Origin of the sequence: Micromonospora sp. WMMD967 (assembly GCF_029626165.1) — a bacterium.
Lineage (GTDB): Bacteria > Actinomycetota > Actinomycetes > Mycobacteriales > Micromonosporaceae > Micromonospora > Micromonospora taraxaci.
Window position 1 is genome coordinate 5,059,824 of record NZ_JARUBK010000001.1, and the last position, 16,433, is coordinate 5,076,256.

At 73.5% G+C, this 16,433-nt stretch carries 16 protein-coding genes; 4 read left to right on the top strand and 12 right to left on the bottom strand.

Annotated features, from left to right (window positions below; genetic code table 11):
- Positions 1 to 2: 2 nt before the first annotated feature.
- The 7 genes from O7631_RS22940 to O7631_RS22970 form a co-directional block, all read right to left on the bottom strand.
- Positions 3 to 971 (bottom strand): DUF5715 family protein, encoded by a 969-nt coding sequence (locus O7631_RS22940; RefSeq protein ID WP_278146110.1) that lies wholly within the window; start codon positions 969 to 971, stop codon positions 3 to 5.
- Positions 972 to 1,071: 100 nt separating this feature from the next.
- A complete protein-coding gene (locus O7631_RS22945) occupies positions 1,072 to 1,881 on the bottom strand; it encodes an isocitrate lyase/phosphoenolpyruvate mutase family protein (RefSeq protein ID WP_278146111.1) in 810 nt (269 codons plus the stop codon).
- The gene (locus O7631_RS22950; protein ID WP_278146112.1) at positions 1,878 to 2,924 is read right to left on the bottom strand and encodes a cytochrome P450; all 1,047 of its coding nucleotides are present in this window, start codon (positions 2,922 to 2,924) and stop codon (positions 1,878 to 1,880) included. Before O7631_RS22950 ends, O7631_RS22945 begins: the two co-directional genes overlap by 4 nt.
- 50 nt (positions 2,925 to 2,974) lie before the next feature.
- Positions 2,975 to 3,715 carry a winged helix-turn-helix domain-containing protein gene (locus O7631_RS22955; RefSeq protein ID WP_278146113.1) on the bottom strand — a complete coding sequence of 247 codons (741 nt, stop codon included), beginning with the start codon at positions 3,713 to 3,715 and terminating at the stop codon, positions 2,975 to 2,977.
- A gap of 7 nt (positions 3,716 to 3,722) precedes the next feature.
- Positions 3,723 to 4,265 (bottom strand): 2'-5' RNA ligase family protein, encoded by a 543-nt coding sequence (locus O7631_RS22960; protein ID WP_278146114.1) that lies wholly within the window; start codon positions 4,263 to 4,265, stop codon positions 3,723 to 3,725.
- Positions 4,266 to 4,412: 147 nt separating this feature from the next.
- On the bottom strand, positions 4,413 to 5,018 hold the full coding sequence (locus O7631_RS22965; RefSeq protein ID WP_278146115.1) for a response regulator transcription factor: 606 nt from the start codon (positions 5,016 to 5,018) through the stop codon (positions 4,413 to 4,415).
- Positions 5,015 to 6,169: a histidine kinase gene (locus O7631_RS22970; RefSeq protein WP_278146116.1), complete on the bottom strand. Its 1,155-nt coding sequence runs from the start codon at positions 6,167 to 6,169 to the stop codon at positions 5,015 to 5,017. Before O7631_RS22970 ends, O7631_RS22965 begins: the two co-directional genes overlap by 4 nt.
- A 131-nt stretch (positions 6,170 to 6,300) precedes the next feature.
- Between O7631_RS22970 and O7631_RS22975 the strand changes: the two genes are divergently transcribed.
- Complete coding sequence (locus tag O7631_RS22975) at positions 6,301 to 7,215, top strand: hypothetical protein (protein ID WP_278146117.1); 915 nt, start codon at positions 6,301 to 6,303, stop codon at positions 7,213 to 7,215.
- An 85-nt stretch (positions 7,216 to 7,300) separates the two neighbouring features.
- Positions 7,301 to 9,034 (top strand): DEAD/DEAH box helicase, encoded by a 1,734-nt coding sequence (locus O7631_RS22980; protein ID WP_278146118.1) that lies wholly within the window; start codon positions 7,301 to 7,303, stop codon positions 9,032 to 9,034.
- A gap of 48 nt (positions 9,035 to 9,082) precedes the next feature.
- Here O7631_RS22980 and O7631_RS22985 read toward each other — a convergent pair whose 3' ends face one another.
- The 4 genes from O7631_RS22985 to O7631_RS23000 form a co-directional block, all read right to left on the bottom strand.
- A complete protein-coding gene (locus tag O7631_RS22985) occupies positions 9,083 to 9,487 on the bottom strand; it encodes a DoxX family protein (protein ID WP_278146119.1) in 405 nt (134 codons plus the stop codon).
- Positions 9,488 to 9,622: 135 nt separating this feature from the next.
- Positions 9,623 to 11,953, bottom strand: a complete 2,331-nt coding sequence (gene lon, locus O7631_RS22990) for an endopeptidase La (RefSeq protein ID WP_278146120.1) — start codon at positions 11,951 to 11,953, stop codon at positions 9,623 to 9,625.
- A gap of 140 nt (positions 11,954 to 12,093) precedes the next feature.
- The gene (locus O7631_RS22995) at positions 12,094 to 12,963 is read right to left on the bottom strand and encodes a manganese catalase family protein (RefSeq protein ID WP_278146121.1); all 870 of its coding nucleotides are present in this window, start codon (positions 12,961 to 12,963) and stop codon (positions 12,094 to 12,096) included.
- A gap of 82 nt (positions 12,964 to 13,045) precedes the next feature.
- Positions 13,046 to 13,765 (bottom strand): HAMP domain-containing sensor histidine kinase, encoded by a 720-nt coding sequence (locus O7631_RS23000; RefSeq protein ID WP_278146122.1) that lies wholly within the window; start codon positions 13,763 to 13,765, stop codon positions 13,046 to 13,048.
- Between the two features lie 83 nt (positions 13,766 to 13,848).
- On the opposite strand from O7631_RS23000, the gene O7631_RS23005 reads away from it, so the two are divergent.
- Entirely contained in the window at positions 13,849 to 14,472 is a 624-nt protein-coding gene (locus O7631_RS23005) for a response regulator transcription factor (RefSeq protein WP_278146123.1), read from the top strand.
- A gap of 145 nt (positions 14,473 to 14,617) precedes the next feature.
- Positions 14,618 to 14,965, top strand: coding sequence for an Lsr2 family protein (locus O7631_RS23010; RefSeq protein ID WP_088989485.1), 348 nt, complete (start codon positions 14,618 to 14,620; stop codon positions 14,963 to 14,965).
- Between the two features lie 133 nt (positions 14,966 to 15,098).
- Here the strand turns inward: O7631_RS23010 and O7631_RS23015 are convergent, their stop codons facing one another.
- Positions 15,099 to 16,346 carry a hypothetical protein gene (locus O7631_RS23015; protein WP_278146124.1) on the bottom strand — a complete coding sequence of 416 codons (1,248 nt, stop codon included), beginning with the start codon at positions 16,344 to 16,346 and terminating at the stop codon, positions 15,099 to 15,101.
- Positions 16,347 to 16,433 lie beyond the last annotated feature (87 nt).

The following is a 16,433-nucleotide window of genomic DNA, read 5'->3' on the forward strand; positions in this document are numbered from 1 at the left end:
GGTCAGATCCCCATCTCGGCCTCGTAGGCCCGGCGCAGACGACGCCGGGCGGTGGGCGCGAGACACAGGTGCCACGCCTGCCCCTCGTCGATCACGTTCAGCTCACCGGCCTTCTGCCGGTTGAGCAGCAGTTCCGCCAGGGTGTCCCGCGCTCCGAAACGCTCGAACCAGGCCAGTTCGACGTCGACCGAGTAGCCGAGGCAGTGCCCGCTGGGCAGCATCGCGGCGTACCCCAGCCGGCGAAGCCGGTACTGGTGTTCGGCGCTGCGGACCAGGCTGGTGACCCACAGCGGCGGGGTGGCCGGCGGTGCGGCGGCGGCGAACTCCCGTCCGATGTCGTTGAGCAGCGCCACCACCTCCCGGCGGGCCCGGCGGAACAGCAGCCCCGCCGTACGGGGAGTGACGTCCGGGCGGAGCCGCCGGCGCAGTCCGCGCGCGGCCCGGCCGAGCATGGTGGCGGGCTGCTCCTGGTAGCGGAAGCGCAGCAGGTCGCGGCGGCGCAGCCACTCCAGGTCGACGAGTTCGGCGCTGCCGTTGACCTGGTCGTCGGTGAGGAACGTCGGAGCGTCCTGCCACCACAGCACGTCGATGCGCGAGAGCAGGTAGATCCGGACCAGCGCGGTCAGGTCGCGTGCCGAGGTGCGCTCGTTCGGCTGGTAGCGGGCCATTTCCAGCAGCAGCGTCTCGCGGGCGCCGATCAGCCCCTGCGGGGTGGCGTCGAGGACGGCGGCGAGCGCCGGCTCCCGCAGCCGCTCGTCGATGAGCACCTGTCGGGCCCGGGTGCTGGCCGCGTCGGCCAGGGCGCCCACCTCGACCAGGAGTTCGGCCACGGCGGCCCGGTAGGCGGCCAGGTCGGGCTCGGCGGTGGGGAGGCGTCGGGGTGCCGTGCCGGAGGGCCGGCGTCGGGCCGGGGCGGTGGGTGACGTGGGAGGGCCGGGTTGCTGTCCCGGACTACGGCTGGGCACTCGCATGACGGGGTCCCTTTCCTCCGGTCCCACAGTGGGTACTTCGCCCTGTAACACACCGTAATCGCCGCGACCGGAGCGGACCGAACAATCCTCCTATCTACCCCTAAGGGAGCGAACCGTCCGGTTGCGTCGGTGCCAGCCGTTGCACCTCGGCGTACGACGGCAGCCCTGCCGGGGCCGCGAGCCCGTCGACGCGTACCCCGTCGGCGGCGGTGAGCGCGGCGGCCAGTGCCGCGCGGAACAGCAGTGAGCCGGTGCTGACCCGCGCGATTCCGACCCGGCCGAACTCGTCCAGCCCCGGGCCGCCGGGTTGGTACAGCGCGTTCACCGGGGCGTCGATCCGCTCGGTGAGTCCGCGCAGCGTGGCCGGGTCCACGACGCCGGGCACGAAGATCCCGTCGGCGCCCGCCGCCCGGTAGGCGCGAGCCCGGGCGAGGGTCCGCGGCAGCGGGTCGTCGACCCCGAGCCACCAGGCGTCGACGCGGGCGTTGACGAACAGGTCCGGCACGGCCGCCTTCACCGCCGCGACCTTGTCGGCGTGGTGCTGCGGGTCGGCGAGGGTGCCGTCGGCGCGCCCGTCCTCCAGGTTGATGCCGACCACGCCGAGCCCGGCCAGTTCCGCCACGTACCCGGCGACCTCCGCCGGGTCGTCGCTGAACCCGGCCTCGACGTCGACGCTGAGCAGCACCGGCAACCGCGCCAGCCGGCGGGCCAGGGCCACCGTCTCCTGCCCGGTGGCGGCCGTGCCGTCGGGAAGGCCCGCGGTGGCGGCCACGCCGAGGCTGGTGGTGCCGACCGCCGGGTGGCCCCGCGCGGCGAGCGCCGCCGCCGAGGCGTGGTCCCAGGCGTTGGGCAGCAGCAGGGGCCGGCCGGCGCGGTGCAGGGCGTGGAACGCGGCACGGCGGTCGATCATGCGACGCTCACCTCCAGGTCGGTCGGGACACGCAGTGTGGGGTGCGGCTCGTGCCGCAGGTCGGCGCGGGTGCGCCGGCAGCGTGCGCGCAGCACGTCGAGCACCCCGGCGGCGAGGGCCAGGGCGTGCCGGTCGCCGGGGCAGCCGCGCTCCCCCGCCCCGAACGTGAGCAGCCCGGCACCGGGGCGACCGGGTCGGAACGCCGCCGGCTCGGTGAACACCAGCGGATCGCGGTTGGCCGCGTCGAAGCGCAGCAGCACCGGGCTTCCCGCCGGCAGCTCCTGTCCACCCAGTCGTACCCCGGTGGTGGTGACGCGCCGGGTCGCCCGCACCGGCGGGTCGAGCCGCAGCACCTCCGCCAGCAGCGCGGTGGTCCCCGCCGCCGGGGGCGCGTCCCCGTCGGGCCGGCCGTCGAGCGGCGGCAGCAGGTGGTGGGCGGCGGCACCGATCAGACCGGCCGTCGCGTCGCAGGCCTGGACCAGCAGACCGACCAGGTTCGCCCGGACCTCCGGCGGGCCCGGCGGCACGAGGGCCAGCACCGTTTCCACCGCCGCGTCGGCCCGCCGGGTCACCGCCGGGTCGACCCCCGGGTGGTACGCGGCAGCGACGACGGCGACCGCCGTCCCGGCGGCTGCCGGGTCGGCGAGACCGAGTCGCTCGGCCAGCACCCGCAGCGGCACCGACCGGGCCAGTTCCCGCATCACGTCGAGGCGGTCACCGACCCGGTCCAGGACGGCGGTGGTCAGCTGGGCGGCCTCGCGCCGCAGCGCCTCCGGGTCCAGGCCGGCCAACGCGCCCACCACCGTCGCCCGACGCTGGGCGTGCCGGTGCGGCGCACTGAACCGGCTGACCGACGCGCGCAGCCAGGCGAGCGTGCCGGGCGGACCGCTCTCGACGGGCGGTACCCGCAGGTTTCCGTCGGTGAGCGCCGCGAGTACGTCGGCGTGCCTCGTCACCCACCAGCCGTGCCCCGGCACGGGTGAGGGCGGGCCGCAGTGCGGCGTTCCCGGCGCGGGGGCGATGTCGGGCCACGTGTCAGTCACCGCACGACAGTAGGAGCGGAACGTTTCGCTCCCCGCCGAACAGTCGCGCCTCAGGCACGTCCGCTGGCGGGTGACGGGCTCGGAGTGGGTGCGAGGGTGTCCTCGGGGACGGACAGGGTCGCGGCCAGGGCGGTGCGCCCGGTCGGCGTCAGGCGGACCGCCCGGCCGGTGCCCTGGGTGATCCAGCCCAGGTCGGCGAAGCGGCGGCGCAGCGCCGCGCCGAGCGCTCCGGCCAGGTGCGGGCGGCGCTCGGTCCAGTCCAGGCAGTCGCGGACCACCGGACGTCGGCCGGTGGACAGCGCCGGCACGGGTACGCCCAGGTCGGTCGCCCACGCCCACCCGTGCGCGGTCAACGCCAACCCGCTGGACCGGTCCAGCCGCCCGTCGGCCACCAGCGCGTCGTACATCAGCACGCCGAGCCGCCCGGCCAGGTGGTCGTAGCAGGTCCGGGCGTACGTCAGGGCGGCACCGGCGCTCGCCGCGCGCAGCGAGCCGGTGGGCGCGGGTGGGGCCGGGGCGTGGCCGGCCAGTCGCTCGATCAGCTCGGCCACCGACGGCCCGGCCAGCCGCAGGTAGCGGTGCCGGCCCTGCCGTTCCTCCACGAGCAGCCCGCCCCGCACCAGCCGGGTGAGGTGGTCGCTGGCCGTGGACGGCGCGACCCCGGCACGGCGGGCGAGTTCCCCGGCGGTCCACGCCCGACCGTCGAGCAGCGCGACGCAGATGCCGGCCCGGGTGCCGTCGGCCAGCAGCGCGGCCAACTCAGCCATCGTCCGGCCCTCGGTAGCACTCATGACGCCATCACCCCCCGGCACCGCGACGACCTAAGCGGAGCCGGGTCAGCGGGGACACCGTCCGGTCCGTGCCGTCGTAGCTGCGGGCGCCGTCGAACGAGCCCGTCGGGCGCTGCCCGCCCGCGACGGCCCGGGCCAGCCGTAGGTCCGCGTTGCGGAACCGGAGCGCCAGGCTCAGGTGCGGCACCCACGCACCCGGCGCGTGCCACGGGCGCTGTCCCTCGGTGTCGGCGAGGACGTCCCAGACGGCCGTGTGCAGCGCGGTCAGCGCGGGCGTGGGTCGGACGAGCCAGACCAACGGAGCGCTGCCGTCGAGAACCACGACGCGGTCGAGGGTGACCGGCACCGGCAGCGCGTCCTCGAACAACCCGGCCAGACGGCGCGCGACGCCGGGTGGAAGATCGTCCACCGCGGCGAGGGTGAGGTGCGGCCGGTTGGTCGGGTGGACGTTGCGGGCCAGGCTGGGCAGCCCCGCCGCCGCCAGCCGCACCCAGATCGACCGGATCGCGGTCTCCAACCCGGGCGAGCAGACCAGTTCCACCGTTCGCACTCCGACACGCTAACGGGACGGTTCGCCGACCGAACGCCAGACCGGTCCGCCGCCCCGGTCCCCGGTCCCAATCTTGGACACTTTCCGTTCGCTCGAAACGGAAACTGTCCAAGATCTACGTGTCGGACGACACGTGGATCGAGCGGATCAGAGCCAGCCGTTGTCCCGGGCGGCACGGACCGCCTCGGCCCGGTCGGCGGCACCGAGTTTCTGGACGGCCGCCGACAGGTGGTTGCGGACCGTGCCGGTGGACAGGTGCACCCGACGGGCGATCACCGCCACCGGTGCGCCGAACTCGGCCAGCCGCAGCGTCTCCAACTCCCGAGGCGTGAGCGGGCACGCCGGCAGGGTCAGCGCGTCGGCGGCCAGCGACGGGTCGACGTACCGGCCGCCGGCGTGCACCCGGCGGATCACGTCGGCGAGCGCCCCGCCGGGCGAGCCCTTCGGCACGAAGCCTCGCGCACCGGCGGTCAACGCCTGGCGGAGGTGCCCCGGGCGGCCGTGCCCGGTCAACACGACCACCGCGCACTCCGGATGGACGCGGGCCAGCTCGGCGGCGACGGCGATGCCGTCCAGGCCGGGCATCTCCAGGTCCACCACGGCGACGTCCGGGCGGTGCGCGATCGTCGCGGTGACCGCCGTCGGCCCGTCGGCGGCGTGGGCCACCACGTCGATGTCCGGTTCGAGGCCGAGCAGCGCGGCGACCGCCACCCGGATCAGGTCCTCGTCGTCGGCCAGCAGGACGCGGATCACGACGGCACCGGCACTGTGGCCTCGACGGTGAACACCGCGTCCTGGCGACGTGTCCGCAGCTCTCCCCCGGCCGCGGCCAGCCGGTCGGCCAGACCCCGCAGGCCGTGGCTGTGCTCGTCCGGGCCGCTCTCGTCGGCGCCGTCGTTGACCACCGTCATCCTGGCCACGTTCCCCTCCCGGTCGATGTGGATCCGACACCAGTCGGCGCGGCTGTGCCGCAGCACGTTGGTGCCCGCCTCGCGTAGCACCGCCGCCAGTTCGGTCGCGGCCGGCTGCGGCAGGTCCACCGGTGGCGACGGCACCGTGCAGCGCACTCCGCACGACCGGAGCACCTCCGCCACGGCGGCCACCTGCTCGCCGAGGTCGACAGCGCGGTAGCCGTGCACGCTCTCGCGGACCTCGGCGAGCGCGGACGCGGCGAGCCGCTGCACCTCGGCGGCCTCCCGACCGGCCCGAACCGGGTCGACCGGTGCGAGCCGCGCGGCGAGTTCGGCCTTCAGCGCGATCACCGTGAGACTGTGCCCCAGCAGGTCGTGCACGTCGCGGGCGAAGCGCAGCCGCTCCTCGGCGGCGGCCAACCTGCCCTGGGCGGCCTGTCCCTGCCGGGCCTCCACCAGCAGGTCCCAGAACCAGACCTGGAACCTGTTGACCGCCGCCACGCCCACCCCGACCCCGCCCGTCACCGCCAGGGAACGCCCCACCGATCCGCCCGTCCACCAGGCCACCGCCGCCGACACCAGGAGGGTGCCGGCGGTGACCGCCAGCGCTCCGGGAAGGCGGACCACCAACGGGGCCATCCCGACCAGGGAGGCGCCGAGCCACGCCCAGGTCGGCCAGACCCCGGCCGCGACCGGCGCCACCAACGGCACGGTCAGTACCGCGACGACGGCCAGGCCGAGCTGGGCGCGCCGTCGCCACCGCTGCGCGAGCCAGGGGGTGACCGCCGCGTACAACACGGCGGTCTGGGTGGCCGCGAAGGCGAGGATGCCGACCGCGCCGAGCGCGACGCGGCCGACGTCCGGCTCACGGCTCAGGCCGGCTGCCGGGAGCAGGACGGTCGCCCACATCCCGACGGCCAGCGACAGCAACGTCGCCCGCCGGGCCCGGAGCAGCCGGCGGTCCGCCCGGGGGGTCGCCGCCTCGCTCGTCACGCGTCGATCCTAGGACCGCTCGCCGCCCGGTCCACCCATGCGAATTGTCACGGTCGGACCGTGCGACGCGCATGAATATCCGGTGACGGACGCGTCTGCCCGCCGGGCCGCAGCGCCGGCACTGTCAAGACATGGAAAACACACGGATGTACGCCGACCGCGCCGCCCGCGTACCGTCGCCCGGGCCGCTGACGACGGACCAGCCGGCGCCCACGGGCGCGACGCGGACCGACGTGACGCCGGCCGGCGGTACGCGACGGCTGCTGTGGCATCTCGGCGAGATGGCGCTGGCGATGGTCGCCGGGATGCTGCTGCTCGGACCGCTGGTCGAGATGGTCGGTGCGGTTCTGGGGGCGACCGGCGCGCTGGCCCGCCCGGAGGTGGCCGCGCTGGTGATGGCCACCACCATGACCGCCGGGATGACGGTGTGGATGCGCTACCGGGCGCACCACTGGCGTGGGGTGGGCGAGATGGCCGCCGCCATGTACGTCCCGTTCCTGCTGCTCTTCGTGCCGTACTGGGCCGGCCTGCTCGACGCCGACGGCCTGCTGCTCGGCGGCCATCTGCTGATGGTGCCGGCGATGGTGCTGGTGGCGGTGCGACATCGGCACGAGTCGCCGGCGGTGATCCGTCGACACCCGGCCGTGGTGGCGCTCGCCCGCCGCTGGCCGACCGGGCTGGCGCTGCTGGTGACTGCGGACATGTGGTTCGCCCCGGGGGTGCTCAGCCCGTGGACGATGCTGGTGCTGCCGGGCGGCTACCTGCTGATCGGCCTGTTCCGGCGCACGCTGGGTGGTCCGGGTGTGCTCGCCACCCAGCTCGTCGGTCTCGCCGTCTGGGGCGCCCTGACGCTGGTCGCGGTCGTGGTCGGCGGGCGGAGCGCCGAGTGGCTGGTGGCGCTCGGCTGGCTGGCGCACGCCGGATGGGACCTGGCGCACCATCGGTCCGGCCGGGTGGTGCCGCGCGGCTACACCGAGTTCTGCGGGGTGCTCGACGCGATCCTCGCCGCGGTGATGATCCTGGCGATCCTGAGCAGCCCCGCCTGACCGCGACCACCGCCGGTGGGGCGCCTGTCGCGCTCATGTGGCGGTCGGCGCAGCGGCCCGGACGGCGTGATGAAAGGCTTGGCACATGAGTTCCGCACCTGCACAGCACGACGCACCGTCCGACGCCACCCCCGCCGGCACCGACGAGGTGAACGCCTTCACCGAGCTCGGGCTGCGCGCCGAACTGCTGGGCGCGCTGTCCGCCCTCGGCTACGAGGAGCCCACACCCATCCAGCGGGAGGCGATCCCACCGCTGCTTCAGGGTCGGGACCTGCTGGGTCAGGCGGCCACCGGCACCGGCAAGACGGCGGCGTTCGCGCTCCCCCTGCTGAACCTCATGACGGCCCACCGTCGTGGCGGTGACCCGGTGGCGCTGGTGTTGGTGCCGACGCGTGAGCTGGCGGTGCAGGTCTCCGAGGCGTTCCACCGCTACGGCAAGGACCTGGGCGCCCGGGTGCTGCCGATCTACGGCGGGCAGCCGATCGGACGGCAGCTGCGGGCACTCGACAGCGGCGTGGACGTGGTGGTGGCGACCCCGGGACGCGCTCTCGACCACATCGCCCGGGGCACCCTGCGCCTCGGTGGGTTGACCACGGTGGTGCTCGACGAGGCCGACGAGATGCTCGACATGGGCTTCGCCGAGGACATCGAGGCGATCCTGGAACACGCTCCGGCGCAGCGGCAGACGGTTCTCTTCTCCGCCACCATGCCGTCGCGCATCGACGGGATGGCCCGGCAGCACCTCAGCGATCCGGTCCGGATCGAGATCGGTCGGGAGCAGCCGGTCGCGGGTGAGGCGCCCCGGGTGCGGCAGAGCGCGTACATCGTGACCCGGGCGCACAAGCCGGCCGCACTGGGTCGGGTGCTGGACGTCGAGTCGCCCACCGCCGCGATCGTGTTCTGCCGCAGCCGGGAGGAGGTCGACCGGCTGACCGAGACGATGAACGGCCGGGGCTACCGCTCCGAGGCGTTGCACGGTGGCATGAGCCAGGAGCAGCGCGACCGGGTCATGGGCCGGCTGCGGGCGGGCACCGCCGATCTGCTGGTGGCCACCGACGTCGCGGCCCGGGGGTTGGACGTCGAGCAGCTCACCCACGTCGTCAACTACGACGTGCCGTCCGCCCCGGAGTCGTACGTGCACCGGATCGGCCGGGTGGGCCGGGCCGGCCGCGAAGGTGTGGCGATCACCCTCGCCGAGCCGCGTGAACACCGGATGCTCAAGACCATCGAGCGGGTGACCGGCCAGCGGATCACCATCGACAAGATCCCCACCGTGGCGGACATGCGTACCCGCCGGTTGGAGCTGACCCAGGCGGCGCTGCGGGAGAGCCTGCTGGAGGACGACCTCGACCCGTACCGGGTGATCGTGGAGACGCTCACCGACGAGTTCGACCTGATGGAGGTCGCCCTCGCCGCCGTGAAGCTGGCCCACGAGGTGACGTCGCCCGGCTCCGACGACGAGGAGGAGATCCCGCAGGTCCCGGTGCGCGGTCCCCGCGAGGGTCGACCGGAGTCCGGTGGCCGGGGTGGCGACCGGCGGGGCGGGGGTCGTCCACGTTCCGGTGGCGGCAACACCGTCCAGGTCTTCGTCGGCCTGGGCCGGCGCGCGGGGGTGCGCCCCCAGGACCTGGTCGGCGCGATCACCGGCGAGACCGGGATTCGCGGCCGGGACATCGGCTCGATCGAGATCGCCGACCGGTTCTCCCTGGTGGAGGTGCCGCAGGGGGTGGCCGACGAGGTGATCTCCGGGCTGCGGCAGAGCACGATCAAGGGCCGCAAGGCGACAGTGCGCCGCGACCGTGGGGGCGACGAGCGCTGAGCACGACGCCGGCGACCGCCGGGGTACGACGGTCGCCGGCGCCGGGGATCAGAAGGAGTACGGCCCGAAGCGACCCCAGGCCACCACGACGGCGAGCACCAGCAGCACCGCGCAGGTGATCGCGCCCTGCACCTCCAGCCGACGCTCGGCCGCCGTCTCGCGCTTCTTCCGGTCACGCAGGTGCACCAGGAAGCCGCCGATCATGACGATGACCAGCCCGACGGCTGCCAACGGGGTGAGCACTGTGGCGATGCCGGTGAGCGCGGGCAGCACGAGCCCGAGGGCGGCCAGCACCTCGACCGCGCCGAGGGCCTTGACCTGCGACGGCGGGACCGGGTCCACCCATCGCATCATCTCGCGCAGCTTGTCCTTGGGCTGGGTCAGCTTGGCCAGGCCGGCGCCGGCGAAGACAGCGGCGAGCAGGATCTGGATGATCCAGAGCACCAGGTTCACGGGGTTTACCTCCGGGGGCACCGCCTCGCGGCGGAGAGGTGTCGGGGAGCGTCAGGCGAGACGTTAGCGCCCGGCGCGCGGACGGCGACGACCCCCGCCGTCACGGGAACGGCGGGGGTCGTCGCGGTCGCAGGGTCAGGAGACGAAGAGCGCCGGTCCGTCCAGGGCCGGGACGTCGGCCGGGGTCAGTGCCAGAGCGAGCACGTCGGCCACGTCGGCCAGGGTGTGCACGGTCAGCGCCTCACGCACCTCGGTCGGCAGGTCGTCCAGGTCGGGCTCGTTGCGCGCCGGGATGATCACCTCGGTGAGGCCGGCCCGGTGCGCGGCGAGCAGCTTCTGCTTCACCCCGCCGATCGGCAGCACCCGGCCGGAGAGCGTCACCTCGCCGGTCATCCCGAACTCGGGACGGACCGGGCGGCCGGTGACCAGCGACGCCAGGGCCGTGACCATGGTGATGCCGGCGCTCGGGCCGTCCTTGGGAACCGCGCCCGCCGGGAAGTGGACGTGGATCCGTCGCCCGGCCAGGGCGTTCGGGTCGATGCCGAACCGTCGCCCGTTGGAGCGCAGGTACGACAGCGCGATGTGCGCCGACTCCTTCATCACGTCGCCGAGCTGGCCGGTCAGGGTCAGCCCCGGCTCGCCCTCCATGCTGGTCGCCTCGATGAAGAGCACGTCCCCGCCGGCGCCGGTGACGGCGAGGCCGGTCGCCACGCCGGGCACCGCCGTGCGCTCGGCCGACTCCGGGGTGAACTTCGGTCGCCCCAGGTAGCCGGTGAGGTTGTCGGTGTCGACGCGTACCGGCGACGGGTCGGTCGCCAACGTCACCGCCACCTTGCGCAGGATCTTCGCCAGGCCCCGTTCGAGCTGCCGGACACCGGCCTCGCGGGTGTACTCCCCGGCGATCAGCGCGAGCGCCTCGTCGGCGATCTGCACCTCGTCGGCGGTCAACCCGGCCCGCTCCCGCTGCCGCGGCAGCAGGTGGTCCCGGGCGATGGCGACCTTCTCGTCCTCGGTGTAGCCGTCCAGCATGACCAGTTCCATCCGGTCCAGCAGCGGGCCGGGGATGGACTCCACCACGTTGGCGGTGGCCAGGAAGAGCACGTCGGACAGGTCGAGGTCGACCTCCAGGTAGTGGTCCCGGAAGGTGTGGTTCTGCGCCGGGTCGAGCACCTCCAGCAGGGCGGCGGCGGGGTCACCGGCGTAGCCGGCGGCCAGCTTGTCCACCTCGTCGAGGAGCACGACCGGGTTCATCGAGCCGGCCTCGCGCAGGGCACGGACGATCCGGCCGGGCAGCGCACCCACGTAGGTGCGCCGGTGACCGCGGATCTCCGCCTCGTCGCGGACACCACCGAGGGACACCCGGACGAAGTTGCGGCCGAGCGCCCGCGCCACGGATTCGCCGAGGCTGGTCTTGCCGACCCCGGGAGGGCCGGCGAGGGCGAGCACCGCGCCGGAGCCTCGTCCGCCGACCACGCCGAGGTTGCGCTCGGCACGCCGGTTGCGCACCGCCAGGTACTCCAGGATGCGGTCCTTCACGTCGGCCAGGCCGGCGTGGTCGGCGTCGAGCACCGCCCGGGCCGCGGCCAGGTCGGTGTTGTCCTGGGTACGCGTACCCCACGGCATTTCGAGCACGGTGTCCAGCCAGGTGCGGATCCAACCCGCCTCCGGGGAGGCGTCGCTGGCCCGCTCCAGCTTGCCGACCTCGCGCATGGCCGCCTCGCGGACCTTCTCCGGCAGCTCGGCGGACTCGACCCGGGACCGGTAGTCGGCCGAACCGTCCGGCTCGTCCTCGCCCAGCTCCTTGCGGATCGCGGCGAGCTGCTGACGCAGCAGGAACTCCCGCTGGGACTTCTCCAGCCCCTCGCGGACGTCACTGTTGATCTGCTCGGTGACCTCCTGCTCGGCCAGGTAGTCCTTCACCCAGCCGACCAGCAGCTCCAGTCGGGAGGTGACGTCCGGCGCGGCGAGCAGCTCGGTCTTCTGCTCCAGGGTCAGCCAGGGCGCGTAACCGGCCGAGTCGGCCAACTCGGAGAGGTCGGTCATCCGCTCCACCGCGTCGATGACCTGCCAGGCGCCCCGCTGTTGCAGGACCGAGGTCACCAGGGCGCGGTACTCGCGGGCGAGTTCGCGGGCCTTGCCGGCGTACGCGGGTTCGTCGAGTTCGGACGCCTCGACCCAGAGCGCCGCGCCGGGGCCGGGGACGCCGGAGCCGATTCGGGCCCGGGACAGGCCACGGATGACGGCGGCGGGCTCGCCCTCGGGCAGCCGGCCAACCTTCTCGATGGTGGCGATCACGCCGACGGGGCCGTACTCGCCGTCGATCCGGGGCACGGCGAGCAGCTTGCGGTCGCCGGTCGCGCGGGCGGCGTCGATGGCGGCCTGGGTGGACGGGTCGAGGGTCACCGGGATGACCATCCCGGGCAGCAGCACGGCGTCGGTCAGTGGGAGTACCGGAAGAGTTGCCATGGAACACCTGCCATCAGGTTGACTTGAGCGTGTCTGGCTCAAGTAACAAAGCGTTCCCCTTGTTCCGGCTTGTGACCCAGACCACTTTGCCGCCGGTCCGGCGGGTCGCCCCGGACAGCGGGGCGACCCGACCGGACACCTCAGGTGAGCTTGCTCTTTACCGTGTTCGCGATCGAGCCGGTCACCCCCGGGTTGGTGCCGTAGAGCCGGGGATCTCCCGGCGGCAGCACCGGCTCCGGGGCGGTCGCACGCGGGTTGTCGTCGTACCGGAACTCGCCTTTGCCGTCCGGCGACGGTCCGGACGCCCAGCTGCTCTGCGCCGCGTCGGTGCCCGAGGAGAACCCGAGGTACGTGTAGGCGTACTCCTCGGTGAGGTCGCCGGAGTCCGGGAACGCCTCCGGCACCGGCATGTCCTCCAGCCCGTCCTCCTTGAGCTGCTCGATAGCGGCCAGCCACATGTTCTGGTGCATGGTGTCGCGGGCCAGCAGGAAGCGCAGCATCTGCTTGACGCCCGGGTCGTCGGTCATGTGGAACAACCGGGCGACCTGGAGCCGACCCTGCGCCTCCGCTGTCACGTTGAGCTGGAAGTCGGCCAGCAGGTTGCCGCTGGCGGTGACGTACGCGCCGTTCCACGGCACCCCGCTGGAGTCGGCGGGCAACGCCCCGGCCCCGGCGTGGATGAAGTGCGCCGGGTTCGAGCCGGCGTAGATCGCCGCCCCGCCGGGATCCTCCGCGATGCCCTCCGACAGCGACAACGGCGCGCTGTCCAACAACCGGGTGATCATCGTGCAGATCATCTCGACGTGGCCCATCTCCTCGGTGCCGACGTCGAGCAACAGATCCTTGTACTTGCCGGGCAGCCGGCAGTTCCACCCCTGGAAGAGGTACTGGTTGGCGACTGTCATCTCGCCCCACTTGCCGCCCAGCACCTCCTGCAGGCGACGGGCGAACGCGGCGTCCGGGCCGTCCGGTTTGGCCTCGAACTGCAAATCCTTGACATGACTGAACATCTGGCCCCCTCGGTACGGGAATTGGCAGGGCAGCCCTTCCCGTACCGGTGACCCGGCCGGGCCAATTCGTGTCCCGGCGGGGTCAGCGCACCGGCAGCAGCACCTCCAGCGCCGTGCCGCGCGGCTGCAACCGGTGCGCCCGCAGCGCTCCCCCGTCCACCGCGACGAGCTGCCGGACGATCCACAGCCCCAACCCGGACATCCCGTGTGCCGGCGCCGGGCGGCGCAGCGCGGCCAGCAGCGCGTCGTCGACGCGGCCCTCGTCGGTCACCAGCACGCTCAGGCCGGGGCCGCGCACCGTGGCGTAGAGCCCGACCTGCCCCTGCGACGGCCCGTGCCGCAGCGCGTTCTCCACCAGGTTGACGAGCACCTGGCGGGTCCGTCCGGCCGCCACCGGGCAGGATCCCGCGGCCCGGGTGGCCCGCACCCGCCGCCGGCCGACCGGCACCAGCGCGGCGGCCTCCCGCAGGATGCCCGCCAGCGCGACCGTCGGCTCCGGTTGGAGGGTCAACGCCAGCGCACCGGTGCCGGCCGTGGCGTCGCGCAGCAGGCTCTGCAAATGGGCGGCCTGGTCGCGGGCCAGCTCGGTGATCGCCCGCCGGTCGGCGCCGCTCAGCTCGCGGTGCTCGTCGGCCAACGCCCGGGTCAGCGAGGTCAGGGTGCTGATCGGTGTACGGAACTCGTGGCACAACACCCGCAGCAGCAACTCCGGATCGGCCACCGGTGCTCGCAGGTCACCCGAAGCGGGCTCGATCCGGCGCAACCCTCGCAGCAGGCCCTGCAAACCGCGGTGTGCGCGCATCCACCCGACTCCCCTCGTTCGGTGCGTACCCGCATGATCGGTACCCGCTGGGGAACGGCGCAGACATGCCGGGAGCCTCCACCATGCGAATCGTCGTCGTGGACGATCACCCGCTCTTCGTCCGCGGGCTCGAACTGCTGCTCCCCATCACCACCGACGGCCGGGCCGAGGTGGTCGCCTCCACCGGCGACGCCGCCGCCGCGGCGGCGCTGGTCAGCCGCTGCCAGCCCGACCTGGCCCTGGTCGATCTGCACATGCCGCCGCCGGGTGGCATCCGGGCGGTGGCAGCGATCCGACGGACCACCCCCCGGATACGCGTGGTCGCGATGTCGGGTTCCACCGACCCGGCACCGGCGATGGAGGCGCTGCGGGCCGGCGCCGAGGGGTTCCTGCCGAAGACCAGCGAACCGGAGGCACTGCTGCCCCCGTTGCGGGCCGTCCTCGACGGGTGGGCGGTCCTCCCGGGCGCGCTGCTGCACGCGATGCTGCGCCCCGCCCACGCGACGCCCGTCGACCTGGACGGCGAGGAACGTCGGCTGCTGCGGGCGATCGCCTCCGGCCGCAACACCGTCGACATCGCCGACGAACTGCATGTCTCGGAGCGGACGGTGAAACGAATGACCGCCGCGTTGCTGCGCAAGTTGCGGGTTTCCAACCGGGCGGAGGCCGCCGCCATCGCCGGGCACACCGGCCTTCTCGGCGAATGAGGCCACTTCATCCGCCCCGATTCCCGGTTTTGCTCGGTAACGGAATCACGACGCGCCGAATGAATAGGACGCGTATTGTTGCGGATTCCGGGGGTGATAGGTCAGACTTTGGACACATCCCGCCGCACACAGGGAGTAATCGGCAATGGCGAGAAAAGTAATCACGGTCCTGACCGACGACCTCGACGGTGGGAAGGCCGATCGGACGGTCGAGTTCAGTCTCGACGGCGTCGCCTACACGATCGACGTGTCGGACGAGAATGCCGGCGTCCTTCGCAAGGCGCTGGATCCGTACATCAATGCGGGTCGGCGGATCGGGCGCGGCCCGGTCGAGAGCGCACGCTCGGTCCGGCGTCCGGGGCGACCCGCCGGCGCGGGAATGGATCGCGAGCAGAACCGAGCAATCCGGGAATGGGCCGTCAAGAACGGCTACAAGATTTCCGAACGGGGCCGGATCCCGGTCGAGGTCGTCGAGGCGTACAAGAGCCGCTGACGCGCGAGTCGACGACGGGGCCCTGCCGGAAACGGCGGGGCCCCGTCGTTGTGTCCGGGTGACCCCGACGACGCGGCGGCCGGTCACCCGGGGGTTGTCGCCCCGGGTGACCGGCCGCCGTTGGTACGTCCGGTCAGTTGACGGTGATGCGCACCGAGTCGAACGCCGGGGTCTGGTTGGCCCGCTCCATCATCGGCAGACGGTGCGAGCCGTCACCGGCCCAGACGGAGCACTGCGCGGTGCCCGACTCCGGCAGGCCCGGAACCTGGATGGTCACCTCGTCGGGCTGGGCCCCACCGCGACCGTCCTCGGTCGCGACGAAGAACGCAGGCACCTCCTGCGGCTCCGGCGGGGTGGTCAGGCTGTCCAGCATCCGGCACGCGGTGTGGAAGTGACCCCGGACCAGACCCTGGGCGTTGAGCAGCGAGCTCTCCACGTAGTAGCCGCCCTGACCGGCCGCCAGGAAGCGGTCGCGGACCAGGTTGCGGGTGCTGACCCGCAGGGTGAAGGCCTGGTTCTGGCCCACCTGCTGGGGGAACTGGGTGATCAGCAGCGACGGGTTGTTCGCGGCGGCGCCGACCTCACCGAACTCGGTGCTCACGCAGCGGTTGCCGTTCTGGAAGCCGTCGTGCGGCTGGAGGCGGCTCTCGTCGCAGTCGTTGGCCAGCACGCCGAGACCGGCGCCGGGGGCGTTGCCGCCACCGTTGTTGCCGCCGGTGCTGGTGGTGGGGGCAGGGGTGCTGCCGCCGCCGTTGTTGCCGCCACCGTTGTTGGTCGGCTGCACCGTGCACGGGGCGAGTTCGGCGAGACCCTGCGGCCGGGGGCCGACACGGTCGATGGCGGTCGTGATCCGGTCCAGCACCGCGCGCCGCTTGCCGGCCAACGGTTGCAGGATCGCGTTGCGGATGAACGCCTCACCCTTGTTGCCCTCGGCGGCGAGACGGCGGTCCGCCTCGGCGATCTGCGCCTGCAACTGGGCGAGGTTGCGGTCCACCTCGGCCCGCGCCCGGTCCGGCACCTGCGGCAGCTTGGCCGTCACGTCCGGGCAGGCGATGGCCGTGCCGGTGCCGACCGTGCCGTCCTTTCCGTCCTCACACTCGGGGACCGACTGCTGCCCGTCACCCCAGTGGTTGCGCACCCACCGACCGTTCTGCCAGGTGCGGCTGGTGGAACCGTCGCCGGTCGGCGCGGTCGCGCCCGGGCTCGGTTCCACGCACTGCCCAGCGGCCGGGCGGGGCTTATTGGTCCGCCGGTCCTGGGCCGACGAAATCTGGGTCACGGCGACGACTCCGCCGAACACAGCGAGCGTGCCGACAACGGCCAACAGACGCTTGCTCCGCGCGTTGCCGGGTGACCGGCGCGCCCGAGTGGACCTGCGCATCGAATTGCTCTCCTTCTCGATCCGGTTGTGGATTCCTGCCCTCGGCGGACCGACGGATGTAAGATGGCACGCCACGGCGGCGAGCAC

Bases quoted from the DNA above. Each gene is read 5' to 3' on its own strand.
- O7631_RS23015 (WP_278146124.1), bottom strand. From the start codon at position 16,346: ATGCGCAGGTCCACTCGGGCGCGCCGGTCACCCGGCAACGCGCGGAGC.
- O7631_RS23010 (WP_088989485.1), top strand. From the start codon at position 14,618: ATGGCGAGAAAAGTAATCACGGTCCTGACCGACGACCTCGACGGTGGG.
- O7631_RS22940 (WP_278146110.1), bottom strand. From the start codon at position 971: ATGCGAGTGCCCAGCCGTAGTCCGGGACAGCAACCCGGCCCTCCCACG.
- O7631_RS22975 (WP_278146117.1), top strand. From the start codon at position 6,301: ATGGAAAACACACGGATGTACGCCGACCGCGCCGCCCGCGTACCGTCG.
- O7631_RS23005 (WP_278146123.1), top strand. From the start codon at position 13,849: ATGCGAATCGTCGTCGTGGACGATCACCCGCTCTTCGTCCGCGGGCTC.
- O7631_RS23000 (WP_278146122.1), bottom strand. From the start codon at position 13,765: ATGCGCGCACACCGCGGTTTGCAGGGCCTGCTGCGAGGGTTGCGCCGG.
- O7631_RS22980 (WP_278146118.1), top strand. From the start codon at position 7,301: ATGAGTTCCGCACCTGCACAGCACGACGCACCGTCCGACGCCACCCCC.
- lon (WP_278146120.1), bottom strand. From the start codon at position 11,953: ATGGCAACTCTTCCGGTACTCCCACTGACCGACGCCGTGCTGCTGCCC.
- O7631_RS22955 (WP_278146113.1), bottom strand. From the start codon at position 3,715: ATGAGTGCTACCGAGGGCCGGACGATGGCTGAGTTGGCCGCGCTGCTG.
- O7631_RS22945 (WP_278146111.1), bottom strand. From the start codon at position 1,881: ATGATCGACCGCCGTGCCGCGTTCCACGCCCTGCACCGCGCCGGCCGG.
- O7631_RS22995 (WP_278146121.1), bottom strand. From the start codon at position 12,963: ATGTTCAGTCATGTCAAGGATTTGCAGTTCGAGGCCAAACCGGACGGC.